We start from the raw sequence: 18,916 nt of genomic DNA, 5'->3' as shown, positions 1-18,916 counted from the left end.
GCGGCGTCCTCGCGCCAAGGAGGCTTGAAATGACCAGAACTGACGAAACCATCACCATGACCAGCGGCGAATTCGCCCATCTCGGCGAAGGCTCGGTCGCTTATCTCCGCAAGGTATCGAGCGACGAGCTGCTCGGGCGCTTCCCCAACCTCGGCGAAATAGCGCCTGGTATGGTCCTGTGGGCCCTGTTTGCCGCCAACGGCCAGCCGATCCTGCTTTCGGATGCGAAAGACCGGGCTTTGGCCGGCGCCATGGAAAACGACCTGACCACTGTCGCCATTCACTAAGGCGACTGCTGGCGGTTGAAATGGAGAGGGCCGCCTTCGGCGGCCCCTGGAAGACTTAAATCCGAAGAACTTCAGGCGGCGTGCGAGGCCTGCGTGTCCGAAAGCAGTGCGTGGATGGCGACCGCGTCGCGCGTGCCTCTGATCTTGGCCACCGTGTCGGCGTCGCGCAAAACCCTGGCGATGCGCGACAGTGCCTTGAGGTGATCGGCGCCGGCGCCTTCCGGGGCCAGCAGCAAGAACACCAGATCTACCGGCTGGTCATCCAGGGCCTCGAAATCGACCGGCGTCTCCAGCCGGGCAAAGACACCGGCGATGCGCTTCACCCCGGCGAGCTTCCCGTGCGGAATGGCGATGCCGTTGCCGACGCCGGTGGAGCCCAGCCGTTCGCGCTGCAGGATGGTGTCGAACACTTCGCGCTCCGGAATGCCGGAAATCGCCGCCGCTCTCTCGGACAGCAACTGCAGAAGCTGCTTTTTGGAGTTCGCCTTCAACGCCGGCAAGATCGCCGGAACGTTGAGAAGATCGCTCAGATCCATGTTTGAAATCCCTTATTCGCCTGCCGTCGCCAGTCCTCGCCCCTCGCGCGGCTGGCTATTATCCCTGTGCGACCATTGTCGTCACCTGTGCGACCGTTGTCGTTGTCGTCACGCCTGTGCGACTTTGGTCGTCGACGGGTCGATCCAGCCGATATTTCCGTCCGGCCGCCGATAGACGATGTTGAGGTGGTCGTTTCCGGCGTTGCGGAAGACGAAAACCGGGCTGTCCTTGGTGTCGAGTTCGATAACCGCCGACGCCACCGACATGGTCTGCAGCGTCATGGTTGATTCGGCGACGATGGCCGGGGCGTAGTCCTCCGGAATGTCCTCGTCGTCGTCGGTCAGCGGCGCCATCACCGTATAGGCGATGTCGGTGATTTCGCCATTTCCACTGCCTGAATTGTGCGATTTCAGACGGCGTTTGTAGCGCCGCAGCCTGGTTTCGAGGCGATCCGCGGCCGCCTCGAAGGCAAGTGTCGGATCCTGGGAATCGCCGGTTGCCTGCAGCGAAGCGCCGGAATCCAGCCTGATCATGCAATCGGCCGAGTAACGCGACCCCGATTTGATGACCGTGACGTGCCCTGAAAAACCGCGATCGAAATATTTTCCAATCGCCTCGCCGACACGATCGGTAATGCGCGTACGCAACGCATCGCCGATATCCATGTGTTTACCCGATATGCGCAATTTCATCTGAAAACTGACCTTCCTTGCTCAGGCTTCAAACTGGCCAGAGTTTATACTCGTGATCCGTGCGCACAAGCTTTGCGGCGTCAACTCGCGCCGATTTTAGATCCGAACTTTCCGGTTGATCACAATCCGCCTTCTTGGCCGTCCCGTGGCCTTCGTCGTGACGGACCATCCGCATGCGGGCCGCGAGCCCGTCTCATGCGGGCGGGCTTCTAGACACTTCATTGCAGCTTGTCAATTAATGCATGTCGCCCAGAAGTGCGCTGCGGTTCTGGGACAACGACATGCATCAAAACAAAGACTTAAAGCGCGTCGTATGAATCCGTTTCAGCGCGATGCGCTTTAAGGTCGGAAAGTTGTGGAATCCAGCCATAGCAAAAGCCCTTGTCGGGCAAGCAGAGCTAGCGCCCCGCGCTCGCCAGAGCGCGCTTTTCACGCCGCCGCTGCACCGACGAGGGAATATTCATACCCTCCCGGTACTTGGCCACCGTGCGCCGGGCAATATCGACGCCGCTTTCCTTCAACATGTCGACGATTGCGTCATCGGACAGCACATCGGCGGGCTTTTCCTCGTCGATCAGCTGCTTGATGCGGTCGCGCACCGCTTCCGAGGAATGCGCATCACCGCCGCCCGACGCCGCGATCGAAGCCGTGAAGAAATAACGCAGCTCGAACACGCCACGCGGCGTCAGCATGTATTTGTTGGCCGTCACCCGGCTGACGGTCGATTCATGCATGCCGATGGCATCGGCCACCGTGCGCAGGTTGAGCGGCCTGAGCTGGCGCACGCCATGGACGAGAAAAGCGTCCTGCTGGCGCACGATTTCCGACGCCACTTTCAGGATCGTCTTTGCCCGCTGGTCGAGGCTGCGCGTCAGCCAGTTGGCATTCTGCAGGCATTCGGCCAGGAAATCCTTCTCCGCCTGATTCTTCGCATGCGGCGAGACCTGGGCGAAATAGATGTGATCGACAAGCACGCGCGGCAGCGTCTCGGCATTGAGCTCGACCGTCCAGCTGCCGTCATTGGCGGCGCGGACTTCGACATCGGCGACGATGGCGTCGCTGGCGCCGCCCGAAAACGCCATGCCCGGGCGCGGGTCGAGCGCGCGGATTTCGGCCAGCATGTCGAGGAGATCCTCCTCGTCGACCCCGCAAAGCCGCTTCAGCGTCTGGAAATCGCGCCGCGCCAGGAGTTCTAGGTTGCCGATCAGCGTCTTCATCGCCGGATCGAGACGATCGCGCATGGCAAGCTGCAGCGACAGGCATTCGGCAAGGTCGCGCGCAAACAGGCCGACCGGCTCGAATGTGTGGCAGGCTGCCAGCACGTTGGCCACCGTCGCCTGATCGGCGCCGAGCCGTTTGGCGATCTCGGCGGGATCGGCGCGCAGATAGCCGGCCTCGTCCAGGCCGTCGGCCAGTTCGGCTGCAATCAGCCTTGCGGCCGGATCGGCAAAGGCAAGTGCGATCTGCTCGCCGACATGCTGGCGCAGCGTGATCGCCGCGGCGGCCATGTCGCCGACGTCGAAGCCTTCGGAAGAACCGGACGAACTATTGCCGGTGGCCGACTTCCACTGCGCCGTCAGGTCCGGGCCGAGCCGCTCGCTGGTGCCGGGATCGTCGGGGAACAGATTTTCCAGCGAGCTGTCGAGCTTGTCGGAGATCGCTTCGGCGCTCCACGCCGTCTCGTTTTCGAACCAGTCGCCATCGGCGGCAGGCTCAGGAGCGGCATCGCCCTTCTGCACCTGGTCGCTTGCGGCGTCATCCTGGGGCTCGGCGCGCTCCAGCAGCGGATTGCGCTCGATCTCGTCGTCGATGAAGTGGTCGAGCTCGACATGGGTGAGCTGCAACAGCCTGATCGACTGCATCAGCTGCGGCGTCATCACCAGCGACTGGGATTGTCGTAGCTGTAGTTTCGCCGCCAACGCCATGGTTCGGTTTCAAACGCCCTTCTGCACCCGGAAGCCTACACATCAGAAGCTGCCGGAAAATGAATTTTTCCGACCTTCCATAGAAACTGGCCCGGCTTTTGCTTGTCAAGGCGAACGATGGCAAAAGGCCCCTACCGAAGCATTATCTCACGCAAAATCGGAGAAAAAAGCCCGGCGGGGCGGCAAAAATCACGTCAGGAAACAAATTTCACGCTCAGAGCGTGAAACCTTCGCCGAGGTAGAGCCGGCGCACATCGGGGTTCGCCACCACCTCGTCGGCACGGCCATGAGTCAGCACCTGGCCGGCATGGATGATGTAGGCGCGGTCGATGAGGCCGAGCGTTTCGCGCACATTGTGGTCGGTAATCAGCACGCCGATGCCGCGCGCCGTCAGATGACGAACCAGCTGCTGGATGTCGGCGACGGCAATCGGGTCGATGCCGGCGAACGGCTCGTCGAGCAGCATGTAGGCCGGGCGCGTCGCCAAAGCTCGGGCGATCTCAAGACGCCGCCGCTCGCCACCCGACAGCGACATGGACGGCGACTTCCGCAGATGGCTGATGTGAAATTCCTCGAGCAGTTCGTCGAGATTGCGCTCGCGCACCTTGCGGTCCTTCTCAACCACTTCGAGCACGGCGCGGATGTTCTGCTCGACATTCAGGCCGCGGAAGATCGAGGCTTCCTGCGGCAAATAGCCGATGCCGAGGCGGGCGCGGCGGTACATCGGCATCGAGGTGACGTCGAAACCGTCGATCTCGATCGTTCCCTCATCGACCGGCACCAGGCCGGTGACCATGTAGAAACAGGTGGTCTTGCCGGCGCCGTTCGGCCCGAGCAGCCCGACAGCCTCGCCGGCGCGCACGCCGATGGTGACACCGCTGACCACCTTGCGGCCCTTGTAGCTCTTGGTCAGACCCTTGGCGATCAGGGTGCCCTTGAACTTCGCGGAATCGACGGTGACCGTGGCCGGTGCTGCAAGTTTACTGGCCGCCCGTCCCGGAAGGCGGGTCAGCAGCGAAGATACGCCAGTCATTCGGGCTTCGGGGCCTCGGATTTCGGTGGCGGCGTCATCGACATGATGACGCGCCCGCCGCAGCCATCGACCTGAGCAAGGCCGCTTTTCATCTGCACGGTGAGCTTGCAGCCCTTGAGGACGTTGGGTCCTTGGGACAAGACGACCTCCTTGCCCGACAGAACAAGCACCTGCGTCTTCATGTCGAACGTGGCGTTGTCGCCGGTGGCGATCTGGTCATTCGACTTGATGTAGACTTTGTTCTTGACCACCAGATGGTCGATATTGGCCGAACCGGTCATCGCCGAAGCGCCGGCGGCAGCACCTTTGGCGGCGTTGGGGTCCTTGACGTAGTAGACCTCCATGCTGCCGGCCTTGAGCAGCGTTGGCCCTTGCGTGACGGTGACGTTGCCGCTGAACAGCGCCATGCTGTCGGCCTGGCGGACCTCAAGTTTGTCGCTCTCGATCTGGATCGGCTGGTCGCCCGACAGTTTGAGCCCGGATTGGCTGCTGGCGCTGGACTGAGCCCAGGACGACGCCATACCCAGCAACAGCAAGGCCGAAGCTGCGGCGACAAGCCGTGCCGAATTACTGGGACGCATTCGATTCTCCGCTCTTTGCCTCTGCCGCCTTCATAGTGGCCGGATCGATGTGGACGCTTACTTTATTTTCAAAAACGACAACCTTGCCATTCTCCTCGACCGACATCGAACCCGCGGTGATCCGCGAGCCGTTACGGCTGACATCGACCGCATCCCCTGTCTTCATAGAGCCTTTGCCCATATCGAGGAAGACCGATTTGAAGATGGCAGCGACGCCGTCGGTGGTGGTGACGGTAACGTCGCTGGTCATGTCCATCGTGTTGGCGTTTCTGTTGTAGATGCCGCGCTTGGCGTCGACGGTCGCCACATTGTCGGCCGTCAGCGGCAATTTGGCATGGATGCCTTCGAGTTCGATGATGTCCTGCTTGCCGACATCCTGGATGGCGCGCAAGGCCGTCAGCGAATAGGGCAGCTTGTCCTTGGTGAAGCCGTTGAGCTTCGGATTGGCCATCACCAGCTTGCCATCCGCGAAAGCGGTGCCGTCTGCCTGTATCGAAATGTTGATCGGCGCCGCCAGATAGGAATAGACCGGAAACGCAACCGCGATCCCGGCGGCAAGCACCGGCACGGCGAACTTAAGCACGCGCACGCGGCGCGAGTGGCGCTGGGCGCGGTCGAAGGCGTCGCCGCGCGTGCCCGCTGGCGCCGTGGGCGCCAAGGCCGCATCGGCATTGGTCGGTTCGTTCGATCGCGCAAGCATGACTGACTTCTAATAAACCCTTGTCCGCCAAAACACCTGCTATAGGTGGGTTGCCGGCCCCCGCAAGCAAGCACAAGCGGAGGAAAACCGCAAAAATGTGACGGCCGCTGTTTTACAGACGGAACTCAGGCGACACAATTTCGTCACTTCATAGCAGAAACGAACGCGCCGCGTCATTTTTTCCTGAAATGCCTCCGTCGTGATGGTCGCTTCGTCGCACGCTCTTGAGGAAGAGGTAGCCGGGCGCGGACGCTTGCTTTAAAAGCATCGCTTCCCACCGACTGTGAGGCAGACCATGGCACTGAGAGCCGACGACCTGATCGACCGCCGCCGCTTGCGGCGCAAGCTGACCTTCTGGCGCGGCGCCGCCATTGCCATCGTGGCCCTTGGGGTGATTGCGCTTGCAAGCTGGTTCTATGGGGGCGACCTCGGCGGTTCTTCCGTCGACCACATCGCCAAGGTCAGGATCGAAGGCACCATCACCGAGGACGAGGAACTGATCAAGCGGCTGGAAACCATCCGCACATCCTCGCAGGTCAAGGGCGTCATCCTGGCGATCGATTCGCCCGGCGGCACCACGGTCGGCGGCGAATCGATCTACGAGGAGGTGCGCAAGCTTGCCGCCGACAAGCCGGTGGTGGCCGAGGTCGGCACGCTGGCCGCATCGGCCGGCTACATGATCGCCAGTGCCAGCGACCATATCGTTGCCCGCAAGACGTCGATCGTCGGCTCGATCGGTGTGCTCATCCAGTATCCCGATGTCAGCGGTCTGATGGACAAGGTCGGCATAAAGCTCGAGGAAGTGAAATCCTCGCCGCTGAAGGCATCGCCCTCGCCCTTCAAGCCGACCAATGAAGACGAGCGAGCCATGGTCCGCAAGCTCATCCTCGACAGCTATGACTGGTTCGTCGGCATCGTCGCCGAGCGCCGCAAAATGACCCGCGATCAGGCACTGGCCCTTGCCGACGGCTCGATCTTCACCGGCCGCCAGGGCCTTGCCAACGGTCTGATCGACGCTGTCGGCGGCGAGAGCGTGGCGATCGACTGGCTGGCGACCAAGGGTGTCGACGCCAAGCTCAAGGTGGTGGAATGGAAGGACACCGAGCGGCGTGGCGGCTTCCTGTTCTCGAAAGCAATAGCGCGCAGCGTCGGCAGCGCGCTCGGCCTGTCGGAGGCCGGCAGCGACGTGCTTCACGAAATTGGCGCGGATCGCTTGTTTCTTGACGGTCTCGTTTCCGTCTGGCACCCTTGATCTGCCGGTTGGGGCGAGTAAAAAAGCAAATAAAATCATCCTGATATTTGACCGCAGCGCTTTCACGGGGACCTTTCTGATGATCAAATCCGAGCTTGTGCAGATCATTGCCACGCGCAACCCGCATCTTTTCCTGCGCGACGTCGAAAACATCGTGGGAGCGATCTTCGACGAGATCACCGATGCCCTGGCGGAAGGCAACCGGGTCGAATTGCGCGGCTTCGGCGCTTTTTCGGTGAAAAATCGCCCTGCTCGCACCGGCCGCAACCCGCGCACCGGCGAATCCGTCGAGGTCGAGGAGAAGTGGGTGCCGTTCTTCAAGACCGGCAAGGAATTGCGTGAAAGGCTGAATGGCGGCAAGTAGGCGCGGACCAACGCGCCGGCGTTATCAAGGCCTGCCTTCTCCAGGGAATTTCTATGTTGAACCGCTTCATACTTATCGTGGTCTTCGTGCCGCTCGCCGTCATCCTGATTGCGCTGGCCGTCGCCAACCGCGAGCTGGTCGCCTTCACGCTCGACCCGTTCAACCCCGGCAATCCGAAATTGACGCTGACCTTGCCGCTGTTCATCTTCCTGTTCGTGGCGCTCGCCATCGGCATGGTCGTCGGCAGCCTGGCGACCTGGGTCAAGCAGGGCCGCTACCGCAAGCTGGCGCGCCAGCGCGGCGTCGAGGCCGAGAATTTGCGCCAGGCGGTCAGCCGGGTACCCGCCGCACCGCAAGGCTCGGGCCAGGGTCCGGCGCTGCCGAAGCCAACGGCCTGAAGCCGAAGCTTTTATCTTCGCGGAGTTTTGCATGCTGACCATTTCGGCCGACGCTGTCGACCAGGCGCTGACCTTTCCCGGGCTGGTCGAGACATTGCGCGCGGCCTTCCGCGAGGGTGCTGTGCAACCCGTCCGCCATCATCACGGGGTCGAGCGGCCCGACGGTGCCACATCCACGCTGCTTTTGATGCCGGCGTGGACCGACTTCCATGCGGCCGGCACGTCGGTCGGGGGTCATATCGGCGTCAAGATCGTCACCGTATCGCCCGACAACAACGCCATCGGCAAACCGGCGGTAATGGGGCTCTACCTCCTGCTCAACGGCGCCACCGGCGAGCCCGAAGCGCTGATCGACGGCCAACGGCTGACACAGTGGCGCACCGCTTGCGCCTCGGCGCTGGCCGCCTCCTATCTCGCCCGCGAGGACGCATCGCGGCTTCTGGTGGTCGGCGCCGGCGCGCTGTCGCCGTTCCTCGCCAAGGCGCACTCCGCGGTGCGGCCGATCAAGACCATCCGCATCTGGAACCGCACGCCCGCCAATGCCGAAAAGGTCGCGGCCGATTTGCGCGCGGACGGTTTCAACGCCGAGGCCGCAAGCGATCTCGACGCCGAACTCGCCGAGGCCGACATCGTCTCATCGGCGACGATCACGACGACGCCGCTGGTCAAGGGTGCGCTGCTCAAGCCGGGCGCGCATGCCGATCTGGTCGGCGGCTTCACGCCGACCATGCGCGAGAGCGACGACGACGCGATCGCGCGCGCCCGCGTCTATGTCGACACCCGCGCCGGCGCCACCAAGGAAGCCGGCGACATCGTCCAGCCGCTCGCCTCCGGCGTGCTGAAGCCGGAAGCCATCGTCGCCGATCTGCATGAGCTGGCGCGCGGGGAAAAACAGGGCCGGCAGAGCCCCACTGAGGTCACGCTGTTCAAGTCGGTCGGCGCCGCGCTTGAGGACCTTGCCGCCGGCATTGCCGTCTACAACGCGCTCAAGCAGTAGCCTCGGCGCCGGTGCTGCGATCGAACTTCCTGATCGCTTCCGCGCTGACCGGGGTGAAGAAGTTCACCAGATTGCCATCGGGATCGCGCAGCAGCAGCGACCGGTTACCCCATGGCATCGTCGTCGGCGTCTGTACGAAATCGCCGATGATTTTCGCCAGCCTGCCGTACTCAGCATCAACATCGGCGACGCGAAACTCGATGATCGCTGAGCGGTTGGCGGCCGGCTGCGCCACATCAGTTCCGAACAGGGCCAGCGTGCGGGTGCTGCCGATCGCCAGTGTGCAGGACGGCGTTGCCAGTTCGGCGAAATCGTCTGTGAACCAGGTTGCGGTAAGCCCGGTGATCGTCTCGTAGAATGCCACCAAGGGCTTGATCTGGTCGGTAATGATGCGGATCGAGACGAAGTCCATCTTATTCTCCTGGGGCAAGCGCGACGCTATCTGAAGACAATCGCTTGTCGCACAAGGCTGCTGACAACTTGGTGTCAGCAGCCTTGTCACGGTGCCTTGCCGATCCGGCGGCTGGATGCTTCAGCCTGCCTTCATGGCAGCGCCCATCGCCTCGGCGATCAGCGCGAAATCATGCGCGGTAATTTCGAACAGGCCAAAGCGCAGTTGATAACCCCAGTTCGATTTGCCCGCGGTGAAGTCGAACTGCTCGAGCAGCGGCTTGATCGGCGCCTCCTCGGCCTTGGCCCATTCGACATCCCTGCGGAACGGCGTGAAGCCACCGCCCATGTCGCCCTGGTAAGGCTCGCCTTCGCGCACGGTGCCGATTGCCGTGAAGGCCTGCAGGCCGTCCTTCTCGCGCAGAATTGTGGTCGGCGAGTAGTAGATGATGCCGTCGCCGGGCTTGATGCGGCGCAAAGGTGCCGCCTTGCCGTGGTTGACCTGCATGAAGCCGGCCTCGCGGCCGCGCCGGACATGTTCGGCGGAAGCGACCGCGATCCAGTGCGCACTCATTTCTGTTCTCCATTGGCCTGTTCCCCATTGGCCTGTTCTCCGTCGTTCAGCCAGTAGACGCGCAGCCGGTGCTTGTCGGGATCGAGCGCAACGAAGGTGCGGCCGAAGTCCATGTCGGTCGGCGTCTGCAGAACGGTCAAGCCGCGTCCTGCCCAGTCCGTGTAGGCGGCGTCCACCGCATCAGGCCGGTCCAACGCGAAGACGAGCTCCGCACCGCCGCCCGCGGCCGCGGCCGACGGCTCCACCGTGTGGCGCGACCACAGGCCGAGCTTGAAGCCATTGTCGAGCACGAACAGCACGAAGGTCGGCGACGTCTCCACCGGCTGGCGTCCCAGCAGCGCACCGTAGAAGGCGCCGCTCCGCTCCGGGCTGTCGACATAAAGGATGACGAAATTGGGGGTGTTCATGTCTGCTCTCCAGGTTTCGATTGGAGGAGCATAGGTGACCCCACTGTCAGATTCTGGCAGCAGCGTCTTGTGGGCGCGTGGAAAGGAGCATTAAGCGCCAGGCTGGCGCTCCGGTGCGTCCAGCGTCGCGCGCCATTCCTTCAGCAGCGCCTGCCGACGACGCGGATAGCGGATATCCGTGGTGTTGAGCCCCGACATCCGGTCGGCGCGAAAATGTCTGAAATCCTGCCGCGTCTCGCACCAGGCCACCACCACCCGCACCTTGTCGAAAAAGCCGAGCGCGAATGGCCAGATCAAGCGCTCGGAGGCGGCGCCGCCGGCATCGCGGTAAAGAAAGCCGAGTTTTCTCTCGTTGCGGATCGCCTGGCGCACCAGGCCAAGGTCGATGCTTTCGACAGCATCGCCGTGCGGCCCGACCAAAAGCGCGGTCGCATCGAGGTCCTCGCGCAGATCATCCGGCAGCACAGCGGCGATCTTGGCCAGCGCGTCGGTGGCGGCGGCCGACAGCCGCTTGTCCGGTTGTCTGGCAACCCAACGCGATCCCAGAACGATGGCCTCGATCTCCTCGTCGGTGAACATCAGTGGCGGCAGCATGAAGCCGGGTTTCAGCACATAGCCCAGCCCAGCCTCGCCCTCGATCGGCGCGCCTTGCCCCTGCAGCGTGGCAATGTCGCGGTAGAGCGTTCGGATCGAAACGTCCATCTCGCCGGCAAGCGTGCGACCGCTCACCGGCCGGCGATGCCGGCGCAGGATCTGGATCAGGTCGAGCAGGCGTTCGGAACGGGACATGATTCGAGATTTGCCTGTTTCCTCAGCGAGGTCCACCACCTCAGACATTCGCACGCTCGACCATTTTGTTTGCGCAGCCGGTGACCCTATGCCAAAAGCGGCCTGCCGCCTCCGGAGACGCTCCTGCTTGAAGTCTTTTCGCGACAAACGCCGCGACAACCGTCCGCCCGCAAAAGGCAGGACCGAACATGCGCGGCCACAGCCGGAGACCGTACCAATCCGACCCGAAGCCAGACAGCAACGCCACGAAACAAAACCGAACGACCGGTCTGATCCGAAGCCCGCCCCCCGTATCCTGGCGCGTCGCGAAGGCATCCTGCCCACTGAGCGCCTGCCGGTGATCCTCGAAGTGGCGCCCAATCAGGATTATGCACTGCTCGACAGCGGTGCCGGCGAGAAGCTCGAACAATACGGCCCCTACCGCATCGTGCGGCCCGAGGGACAGGCGATCTGGCAAAAGGCCTTACCGGCCAGGGACTGGGACCGCGCCGACGCCATCTTCACCGGCGACACCGACGAGGAAGGCATCGGCCGCTGGCGGTTCCCGAAGGTACCGCTGGGCGAGACCTGGCCGATGAAGCATGACGGCATCGACTATCTCGGCCGCTTCACCTCGTTTCGCCATGTCGGCGTCTTCCCCGAGCAGGCTTCGCACTGGGACCATATGGCCAGCCTGATCGCGGCGGCCAAGCGCCCGATCAAGGTGCTGAACCTGTTCGGCTATACCGGGCTCGCGTCTCTGGTGGCCGCCCGCGCCGGCGCCGAGGTCACCCATGTCGATGCCTCCAAGAAGGCGGTCGGCTGGGCGCGCGAAAACCAGGAAATGGCCGGTCTCGGCAGCAAGCCGATCCGCTGGATCGTCGACGATGCAGTGAAATTCGCCGAGCGCGAAGAGCGCCGCGGCAGCCGCTACGACATCATCCTGTTCGACCCGCCTGCCTATGGCCGCGGACCCAAGGGCGAGGTCTGGCAGTTGTTCGAGGACCTGCCCGGCCTGACCGACCTTTGCCGCGCGATCCTGACGCCGAAACCGGTCGCCATAGTGCTGACCGCCTATTCCATCCGCGCCTCCTTCTTCGCCATCCATGCCTTGATGCGCGACACCTTTGCCGGCATGGGCGGCACCGTTGAATCAGGCGAACTGATCATCCGCGAGCAATCTGCCGGCCGGGCGCTGTCGACATCGCTGTTTTCGCGCTGGGTGGCCTGAATGCCCGGGAGTCCCGAATGAATGAGCGGCACGCAGGTGCGCCCGGGCAGGTCAAGGAAGTCACCAGCCTTGCCAATCCGCTGATCAAGGACATCAAGGCGCTCGCCCAGAAGAAATTCCGCGACCAGCACAACGCCTTCATGGCCGAAGGGCTGAAGCTGGTCATCGACGCCCTCGACCTCGGCTGGTCGATCAGGACGCTGGTTTTCGCCAAGGCCGGACGCGGCAATGCGGCGGTCGAAAAGGTGGCGGCGCGCACGGTTGCCGCCGGCGGCACCGTGCTCGAAGTGTCCGAAAAAGTGCTGGTCGCCATCACCCGCCGTGACAATCCGCAAATGGTGGTCGGCGTCTTCCGGCAAAAACTGCTGCCGCTAAGAGACATCCGCGCTCACGACGGCGACGTCTGGGTGGCGCTCGACCGGGTGCGCGATCCCGGCAATCTCGGCACCGTCATCCGCACCGTCGATGCCGTCGGCGCCAAGGGCGTCATCCTGGTCGGCGAGACTACCGATCCTTTTTCTGTCGAGACCGTGCGCGCCACCATGGGCTCGATCTTCGCCGTGCCGGTGACCAAGGCGACGCCGGAAGCATTTCTGGCTTGGCGAAACAGCTTCTCGGGCCTGGTGGTCGGCACCCATCTGAAGGGTGCGGTCGACTACCGCTCGGTCGATTTCTCCCGAGGACCGGTGCTCTTGATGATGGGCAATGAGCAGCAGGGCCTGCCCGACAATCTGGCGGAAAGCTGCGACCGGCTGCTGCGGATTCCGCAGGCCGGCCGCGCCGATTCACTCAATTTGGCGGTCGCCGCCGGAATCATGCTGTTCGAGATCCGGCGCGGCGCGCTGAAACTTGCCCCCGAGGACGCCACATCGTGAAATCATGGTCTCCCTATGCGCTGCTGGTGGTGGTGGCAATCGCGCTCGACCAGTGGATAAAGCATCTGATCGAGACCGGCCTCGTCTTCCAGGAAAAGCTCGACCTGGTGCCATTCCTGGCGCTGTTTCGCACCTACAATACCGGCATCGCCTTCTCGATGTTCTCGTCCTTCGGCGACACCGGCCTGGTCGTCATCGCGGTCGTGGTCGTTGCCTTCGTGCTTTATCTGGCGACGCGCACGCCCTCCGGCCATGTGCTGGCCCGCATCGGCTTTGCCCTGATCATCGGCGGCGCGATCGGCAATCTGATCGACCGCGCCGTCTACGGCCACGTCATCGACTATATATTGTTCCACACGCCGGTATGGTCCTTCGCCGTCTTCAACCTTGCCGATGCCTTCATTTCGGTCGGCGCGGCGCTGGTCGTCTTCGACGAGTTCATCGGCTGGCGGCGCGAGGCCAAGCCGCAAGGCCCAGAAGCCTGACGGCCCGACTCTTTTGACCAATTGACCTCGCCGGACGGTCGCCGCACAGTTCGGCCAGAGCCAGCCAATGCCGACCGCCAGCCTTTGCGAAGCCGAGGAGAAGAGATGCCTGAAACCTTCAAAGCCATCCTCGTTTCGCGCGACGCCGAAAAGAAGCAATCGGTCGAGATCGTCGATTTCGGCGAAGCCGATCTGATGGAAGGCGACGTAACTGTCGCGGTCGAGGCGACGACGGTCAACTACAAGGACGGGCTGGCCATCACTGGGAAAGCGCCAGTGATCCGCCGCTGGCCGCTGGTGCCGGGCATTGATTTCGCCGGAACCGTCCTCTCCTCATCGCATGCCGACTGGCGCAAGGGCGACAAGGTCATCCTCAATGGCTGGGGCGTCGGCGAGACGCATTTCGGCGCCTATGCCGGGCGCGCGCGCGTCAACGGCGACTGGCTGGTGCCGTTGCCCGACGGCATCAGCGCGCACGATGCGATGGCGGTCGGCACCGCCGGCTATACGGCCATGCTCAGCGTCATGGCGCTGGAGCGGCACGGCATCCTGCCGGATCGCGGCCCGGTGGTGGTGACGGGTGCAGCCGGCGGCGTTGGGTCGGTCGCGGTCTCGATCCTGTCCAGCCTTGGCTATCACGTCATCGCCTCGACCGGCCGCAACGCCGAAAGCTCCTATCTGATCGACCTCGGTGCCGCCGAAGTGATTTCGCGCGAGGAACTCTCCCAGCCGGCCAAGCCGCTGGCCAAGGAGCGCTGGGCCGGCGGCATCGATGCCGTCGGCAGCCACACGCTGGCCAATGTGCTGTCGATGACCGCCTATGGCGGCGCGGTCGCCGCCTGCGGCCTGGCGGGTGGCATGGATCTGCCGTCGAGCGTCGCCCCGTTCATCCTGCGCGGCGTCTCGCTGCTCGGCATCGATTCGGTGATGGCGCCCAAGGCCGTGCGCCTCGAAGCCTGGCGCCGCATCGGCAGCGATCTCGATCTGCAAAAGCTCGCCGGCCTGTCGACGACCATCGGCTTCGACGACATCATCGCCGCCGCCCACGACATCGTCGAGGGCAAGATCAGGGGGCGCATGGTCGTGGATATGTGAGGCCCCGAAGCCGCCAGAACGGGCGGCAAAAATGCATGACCGCTAAAATTCGAACGATCCGCCGCGCTTTTCCATAATCTCTATCTGGCAAGGATTTCCGCATGATCGCGGAGTCCGCCAGGAAAGAGAAGAGCCGCGCCGAAAGCATCGACGGGCCGAACCCGGCGACGCCCAAGCGGCAGCATGTTGCTGCGCCGCCGCTGGCGCCGGATTTTCCGCGCGCCACGCACGAGGGCCTGCTGTTCCTGACGGTCGTCGCCAGCGTCGTGCTGGCGGGCCTGTCTCACCTCACCGGCGCGCCGATCTTCATCACGTTCGGTCTGCTGGCGACCGGCCTTGCCGGCGTCGCCATGCACCTGCGCAACCGCCGCACCGTCCACCGCGCGACGGCCTTGCTCGACGAAACCGCCGCGCGCAGCCGCGCCGAGATCGAGACGCTGGCCGACCGCATGTGGGAGATGCAGGAGAGCGAGGAGCGTTTTCGCGGGCTGATCGATGCGCTCGGCGATCTCGTCGTCCACCGCGACCGCGACGGCCACATCGTCTATGCGAACATGGTTTTCGCCGGCCTCGTCGGAACCGATCAGCGCGACCTTGCCGGCAGGACTCTGGCCGACCTCGGCATCGATGTCGGTATCGTTCCCGACGCCGCCTTTTCCGATCATGAATGCCTGAGTTCCACCGACGTCTCCATACGTACCCCGAACGGTCCGCGCTGGTTCTCATGGATCGAACTGTCGGTGCGCGACAAGGATAGCGGCGCCGTCTCGCACCGGGCGATTGCCCGTGACATCACCGCCCGCAAGCGCGCCGAATCCTCGTTGATCACCGCGCGTGAGCGCGCCGAATATGCCAGCCAGGCCAAGTCGCGCTTCCTCGCCACCGTCAGCCATGAGATCCGCACGCCGATGAACGGCATCATGGGCATGGCCAAGCTTCTGGCTGACACCAATCTGTCGCCCGAGCAGCGCACCTATGTCGGCGCTGTCTCGACCTCGGCCAGCGCCCTTTTGGCGCTCATCGAGGATTTGCTCGACTATTCCAAGATAGAGGCCGGCCGTTTCGACCCGGAGCCGCAGCCGACATCGCTGCGCGAAATCGCCGACAACATCATCGAACTGATGGCGGCGAAAGCCTTCGCCAAGAACATCGGCCTCGGCTGTCATGTCGAGCCCGACGTGCCACAGATGATCATGGCCGATCCCGGCAGGGTCAGGCAGGTGCTGCTCAACCTGATCGGCAATGCGATCAAGTTCACCGACACCGGCGGCGTGCTGGTTTCGGTTGCACGGGCCCGCACCGAGACCAGCGACCGCATCTGCTTCACCGTCGCCGACACCGGCCCTGGCCTGCGCGAAGAGGATATGGAGCGCATCTTCGAGGAGTTCGAACAGTCCGACGGCACCTCGACCCGCACCCATGGCGGCGCCGGCCTCGGTCTGGCCATATCGAGGCGCCTGGTCGCCGCCATGGGCGGTGCCATTTCGGTGTCGAGCCGGCTTGGCGAGGGATCGGAATTCGTCTTCGAGATCCCGGCCGCAGGAGCAACCGAGGCACCGCAGAACCGGCAGAACATCCTGGCCGGCCGGCGCGCCGTGATCGTGTCGAAGAACGCCGTCGAGGCCGACGCCATCGCCCGCACCATCCGCGCCCATGGCGGCGCCGTCGACGTCGCCGCAACCGCTTCCCAGGCGACGCCCTTCGCCGAACATTGCGATGTGCTGTTGATCGACGCGGCCCTGGAGGACGGCGACGGCAGACTGCTCAAGCGCCTGCGCCAGAGTGGCTTTGCCGATTGCGAGGCGATCACGCTGATCGCGCCGACCGACCGCGGCATGCTTGGCGAATTCCGCGCCAGCGGCTACGCCACCTTCCTGGCAAGGCCGGTGCGCGGCGAAACGCTGCTGCGCGTGCTGTTGACCAATCACGCCCCTGCCTTGCCCCAGCCCAAGCCGGAAAAGAGCGGCGTGTCCGCCCTTCGTGTCCATGGCGGGCGCCGGCAAGGCTTGTCGGTGCTGATCGCCGAAGACAACGACATCAACGCCATGCTTGCCCGCGCCACGCTTTTGAAGGCGGGACATCGCGTGAAAGTGGTCGGCAATGGCAAGGCCGCGGTCGAGGCGGTGACCGAAGCCGGGCTGAAAAACCGCTTCGATGTGGTGCTGATGGATCTGCACATGCCGGTCATGGACGGGCTGGACGCGATCGCCGCCATCCGCCGCCACGAGGAGGAAATGGCTGTGCCGCCGGTTCCGATCATGGTGCTTTCGGCCGACAGCCAGGAAAAGACCCGCCACACCGTGCTCGCCCATGGCGCCAGCGGCTTTGTCACCAAGCCGCTCGATCCCGACGCGCTGGTCCATGCCGTCGAGGGCCAGGTGGCCGCCTGAATTCATGTCGCTCGAAAATGGCCCCGGTTTTGAGAAGACGACATGCACAAAACAAAGACTTGAAGCGCGTCGCGTGAATCGTCCCAGCGCGACGCGCTTCAAGGTGACGCTGGCGCAATCCTCGCGTCACGTAGGTAGCCGAATGAGGGTTTTCGCCAGCCGACGAAGTATTGCCCGTCGCGCCGTATCACGGTACTGTCACAATCCTGTTGCACCTACACCGTATCCCCGTGCCAAGAGGGATGGCTCGAAGGAGAATCACTCGTGCATACAGTTATGCCGGAATGTGACACTCGGCCCAGCGCAGGCGGCGCTTTGCTCGCCGCGCGGAACGCCGATGCCGTCGCAACAGGCGCACCGCTGGGCCGTATCGGCAATCTCGAAGTGCGGCTTGCCCGCAATGAGGCCGAGATCGCCGCCGCGCAGGAAGTGCGCTACCGGGTGTTTTATGACGAGCTTGGCGCCAGGAAGGACCTGTTCCAGGCGCAGGACCGGCGCGACGCCGACCGCTTCGACCCGCTGTGCGACCATCTCCTGGTGCTTGACACCTCGATCTCCGGCCCCGAGCATCGCCGCATCGTCGGCACTTACCGCCTGCTGCGGCAAGAGATTGCGGCGACCGCCGGCGGCTTCTATTCCGAAGGCGAGTTCGAACTGACCAAGCTGATCGCCCGCCATCCCGGCCAGCGCTTCCTTGAGCTCGGCCGCTCCTGCGTGCTGCCGGAATACCGCTCGAAGCGCACCATTGAGGCGCTGTGGCAAGGCATCTGGGCCTACATCAACCACTATGAGATCGGCGTGATGACCGGTTGTGCCTCGTTCCCTGGCACGGTGCCGGCTGCGCATGCCGAGGCGCTCACCTACCTTGCCCATCACTGCCGGACCAACTCCGCCTGGGATGTGCGGGCGGTCTCCGGCCGCTATTGCTCGATGGATCTGATGCCGATCGAGGCGGTCAACGCCAAGGCGGCGATCGCGGCCATGCCGCCGCTGGTCAAGGGCTATCTGCGCGTCGGCGCCCGCATCGGCGACGGCTGCGTCATCGACCGTGAGTTCTCCACCGTCGATGTGTTCGTGGTGATGCCGGTCAAGGAAATCGGCGCCCGCTACGTCAACTATTATGGCGGGGAAGCGCAGCGCTTTGCGGCGTGAGGCAGTAGGCAGTAGGCAGTAGGCAGTAGGCAGTAGTGAAGGCTGCCGCGAATTGCTGACTACCGACTATTCCCTATTCCCTCTCCCTACGGAATATCCTCCGGTCGCCGTCCCGGGCGGCTCTTGTAGGACGGAAAGGTCCAGCCGAATTTCAGCGCGCCGCCGCGCACCAGGAAAGCCGCGACGAAGCCGGCGATATCCGAGGCGAGCGGCGGCAGGCCGGCAAGATCGCCAAGTGTGTAGAGGCCGGCGCCCGCGAGTGCGGCGGTGACGTAGATTTCGGGCCTGAGCAGCACCGATGGCTCGCCGGCCAGCAGATCGCGCAGGATGCCGCCAAATGTGGCGGTCAACACGCCCATAACAACGGAGACGACCGGCGAGCCGGTGATGGCCAGCCCCTTGGCCGCGCCCATTACGGAAAAGGCCGCCAATCCGATGGCGTCGAGCCAGAGCAGCCATTTCCAGCGGGATTCGACGCGGTGGGCGATGAAGAAGACCAGCACCGCAACCGCCGCGCAAACCAGCACATAGCCGGAGTTGGCGACCCAAAAGACGGGCAGGTTGAGGATGACGTCGCGAAGCGTGCCGCCGCCAATGCCGGTGACGCTGGCCAGAAACAGGAAGCCGATAATGTCGAGCTGCTTGCGCGAAGCCGCCAACGCCCCGGTCGCGGCAAAGACGGCGACGCCGGCATAGTCGAGGAGGTCGATGGGTGTCAGGGACATGAGGTAGTAGGGATTGGGAATTAGGGAAAGTATGAATAACACGAAGCCGCGCGATTGA

Annotated in this window: 22 protein-coding genes; 11 read left to right on the top strand and 11 right to left on the bottom strand. The window is 63.8% G+C overall.

Annotated features, from left to right (window positions below):
• The first annotated feature begins 29 nt into the window (after positions 1 to 29).
• A complete protein-coding gene (locus tag NKI05_RS13675; RefSeq protein ID WP_023683072.1) occupies positions 30 to 287 on the top strand; it encodes a BQ00720 family protein in 258 nt (85 codons plus the stop codon).
• A 71-nt stretch (positions 288 to 358) separates the two neighbouring features.
• Here NKI05_RS13675 and ptsN read toward each other — a convergent pair whose 3' ends face one another.
• The 6 genes from ptsN to lptC all read right to left on the bottom strand — a co-directional run bounded on the left by ptsN (position 359) and on the right by lptC (position 5,755).
• Positions 359 to 823 (bottom strand): PTS IIA-like nitrogen regulatory protein PtsN, encoded by a 465-nt coding sequence (ptsN, locus tag NKI05_RS13670; RefSeq protein WP_023669743.1) that lies wholly within the window; start codon positions 821 to 823, stop codon positions 359 to 361.
• A gap of 108 nt (positions 824 to 931) precedes the next feature.
• Positions 932 to 1,516, bottom strand: coding sequence for a ribosome hibernation-promoting factor, HPF/YfiA family (gene hpf / locus NKI05_RS13665; RefSeq protein WP_023747046.1), 585 nt, complete (start codon positions 1,514 to 1,516; stop codon positions 932 to 934).
• A gap of 398 nt (positions 1,517 to 1,914) precedes the next feature.
• On the bottom strand, positions 1,915 to 3,441 hold the full coding sequence (gene rpoN, locus NKI05_RS13660) for an RNA polymerase factor sigma-54 (RefSeq protein ID WP_023814706.1): 1,527 nt from the start codon (positions 3,439 to 3,441) through the stop codon (positions 1,915 to 1,917).
• 214 nt (positions 3,442 to 3,655) lie between these two features.
• Entirely contained in the window at positions 3,656 to 4,474 is an 819-nt protein-coding gene (lptB, locus tag NKI05_RS13655; protein WP_023700100.1) for an LPS export ABC transporter ATP-binding protein, read from the bottom strand.
• Positions 4,471 to 5,055 carry an LptA/OstA family protein gene (locus tag NKI05_RS13650; RefSeq protein WP_023814707.1) on the bottom strand — a complete coding sequence of 195 codons (585 nt, stop codon included), beginning with the start codon at positions 5,053 to 5,055 and terminating at the stop codon, positions 4,471 to 4,473. Before NKI05_RS13650 ends, lptB begins: the two co-directional genes overlap by 4 nt.
• Positions 5,042 to 5,755, bottom strand: coding sequence for an LPS export ABC transporter periplasmic protein LptC (gene lptC, locus NKI05_RS13645; RefSeq protein WP_023712338.1), 714 nt, complete (start codon positions 5,753 to 5,755; stop codon positions 5,042 to 5,044). Before lptC ends, NKI05_RS13650 begins: the two co-directional genes overlap by 14 nt.
• A gap of 295 nt (positions 5,756 to 6,050) precedes the next feature.
• Here lptC and sppA point away from each other — a divergent pair, with 295 nt between their 5' ends.
• The 4 genes from sppA to lhpI all read left to right on the top strand — a co-directional run bounded on the left by sppA (position 6,051) and on the right by lhpI (position 8,766).
• Positions 6,051 to 7,007, top strand: a complete 957-nt coding sequence (gene sppA / locus NKI05_RS13640; RefSeq protein ID WP_023698204.1) for a signal peptide peptidase SppA — start codon at positions 6,051 to 6,053, stop codon at positions 7,005 to 7,007.
• A 79-nt stretch (positions 7,008 to 7,086) separates the two neighbouring features.
• On the top strand, positions 7,087 to 7,371 hold the full coding sequence (locus NKI05_RS13635) for an integration host factor subunit beta (RefSeq protein ID WP_006200394.1): 285 nt from the start codon (positions 7,087 to 7,089) through the stop codon (positions 7,369 to 7,371).
• Positions 7,372 to 7,424: 53 nt separating this feature from the next.
• Positions 7,425 to 7,769 carry a lipopolysaccharide assembly protein LapA domain-containing protein gene (locus NKI05_RS13630; RefSeq protein WP_023698203.1) on the top strand — a complete coding sequence of 115 codons (345 nt, stop codon included), beginning with the start codon at positions 7,425 to 7,427 and terminating at the stop codon, positions 7,767 to 7,769.
• Positions 7,770 to 7,800: 31 nt separating this feature from the next.
• Positions 7,801 to 8,766 (top strand): bifunctional Delta(1)-pyrroline-2-carboxylate/Delta(1)-piperideine-2-carboxylate reductase, encoded by a 966-nt coding sequence (lhpI, locus tag NKI05_RS13625; protein WP_023712337.1) that lies wholly within the window; start codon positions 7,801 to 7,803, stop codon positions 8,764 to 8,766.
• Here lhpI and NKI05_RS13620 read toward each other — a convergent pair.
• The 4 genes from NKI05_RS13620 to NKI05_RS13605 all read right to left on the bottom strand — a co-directional run bounded on the left by NKI05_RS13620 (position 8,756) and on the right by NKI05_RS13605 (position 10,926).
• Entirely contained in the window at positions 8,756 to 9,178 is a 423-nt protein-coding gene (locus NKI05_RS13620; RefSeq protein WP_023712336.1) for a VOC family protein, read from the bottom strand. The two genes, lhpI and NKI05_RS13620, sit on opposite strands and share 11 nt — an antisense overlap.
• 120 nt (positions 9,179 to 9,298) lie before the next feature.
• Entirely contained in the window at positions 9,299 to 9,730 is a 432-nt protein-coding gene (locus NKI05_RS13615; protein WP_023712335.1) for an EVE domain-containing protein, read from the bottom strand.
• A complete protein-coding gene (locus tag NKI05_RS13610) occupies positions 9,727 to 10,137 on the bottom strand; it encodes a VOC family protein (protein ID WP_023683064.1) in 411 nt (136 codons plus the stop codon). The genes NKI05_RS13615 and NKI05_RS13610 overlap by 4 nt, the downstream gene beginning before the upstream one ends.
• Before the next feature lie 90 nt (positions 10,138 to 10,227).
• Positions 10,228 to 10,926, bottom strand: coding sequence for a helix-turn-helix transcriptional regulator (locus NKI05_RS13605; protein ID WP_023686574.1), 699 nt, complete (start codon positions 10,924 to 10,926; stop codon positions 10,228 to 10,230).
• 127 nt (positions 10,927 to 11,053) lie between these two features.
• Here NKI05_RS13605 and NKI05_RS13600 point away from each other — a divergent pair, with 127 nt between their 5' ends.
• The 6 genes from NKI05_RS13600 to olsB all read left to right on the top strand — a co-directional run bounded on the left by NKI05_RS13600 (position 11,054) and on the right by olsB (position 18,133).
• Positions 11,054 to 12,136, top strand: coding sequence for an RsmD family RNA methyltransferase (locus NKI05_RS13600; RefSeq protein ID WP_023814709.1), 1,083 nt, complete (start codon positions 11,054 to 11,056; stop codon positions 12,134 to 12,136).
• A gap of 17 nt (positions 12,137 to 12,153) precedes the next feature.
• Positions 12,154 to 13,011, top strand: coding sequence for a TrmH family RNA methyltransferase (locus NKI05_RS13595; protein ID WP_023814710.1), 858 nt, complete (start codon positions 12,154 to 12,156; stop codon positions 13,009 to 13,011).
• Entirely contained in the window at positions 13,008 to 13,496 is a 489-nt protein-coding gene (gene lspA, locus NKI05_RS13590; protein ID WP_023669760.1) for a signal peptidase II, read from the top strand. Before NKI05_RS13595 ends, lspA begins: the two co-directional genes overlap by 4 nt.
• 105 nt (positions 13,497 to 13,601) lie before the next feature.
• The gene (gene acuI, locus NKI05_RS13585; protein WP_023814711.1) at positions 13,602 to 14,591 is read left to right on the top strand and encodes an acrylyl-CoA reductase (NADPH); all 990 of its coding nucleotides are present in this window, start codon (positions 13,602 to 13,604) and stop codon (positions 14,589 to 14,591) included.
• A 101-nt stretch (positions 14,592 to 14,692) separates the two neighbouring features.
• Complete coding sequence (locus NKI05_RS13580; RefSeq protein ID WP_023669762.1) at positions 14,693 to 16,981, top strand: response regulator; 2,289 nt, start codon at positions 14,693 to 14,695, stop codon at positions 16,979 to 16,981.
• Positions 16,982 to 17,257: 276 nt separating this feature from the next.
• Positions 17,258 to 18,133, top strand: a complete 876-nt coding sequence (gene olsB, locus NKI05_RS13575) for a l-ornithine N(alpha)-acyltransferase (protein ID WP_023683057.1) — start codon at positions 17,258 to 17,260, stop codon at positions 18,131 to 18,133.
• An 86-nt stretch (positions 18,134 to 18,219) separates the two neighbouring features.
• Here olsB and NKI05_RS13570 read toward each other — a convergent pair whose 3' ends face one another.
• Positions 18,220 to 18,852 (bottom strand): trimeric intracellular cation channel family protein, encoded by a 633-nt coding sequence (locus NKI05_RS13570; protein WP_023683056.1) that lies wholly within the window; start codon positions 18,850 to 18,852, stop codon positions 18,220 to 18,222.
• Positions 18,853 to 18,916 lie beyond the last annotated feature (64 nt).

The organism is Mesorhizobium sp. M0771 (assembly GCF_040320155.1).
In the GTDB taxonomy this organism is placed as follows: domain Bacteria; phylum Pseudomonadota; class Alphaproteobacteria; order Rhizobiales; family Rhizobiaceae; genus Mesorhizobium.
Note: the sequence above shows the minus strand (reverse complement) of the source record. Positions and strands in the feature narration are given on the sequence as shown.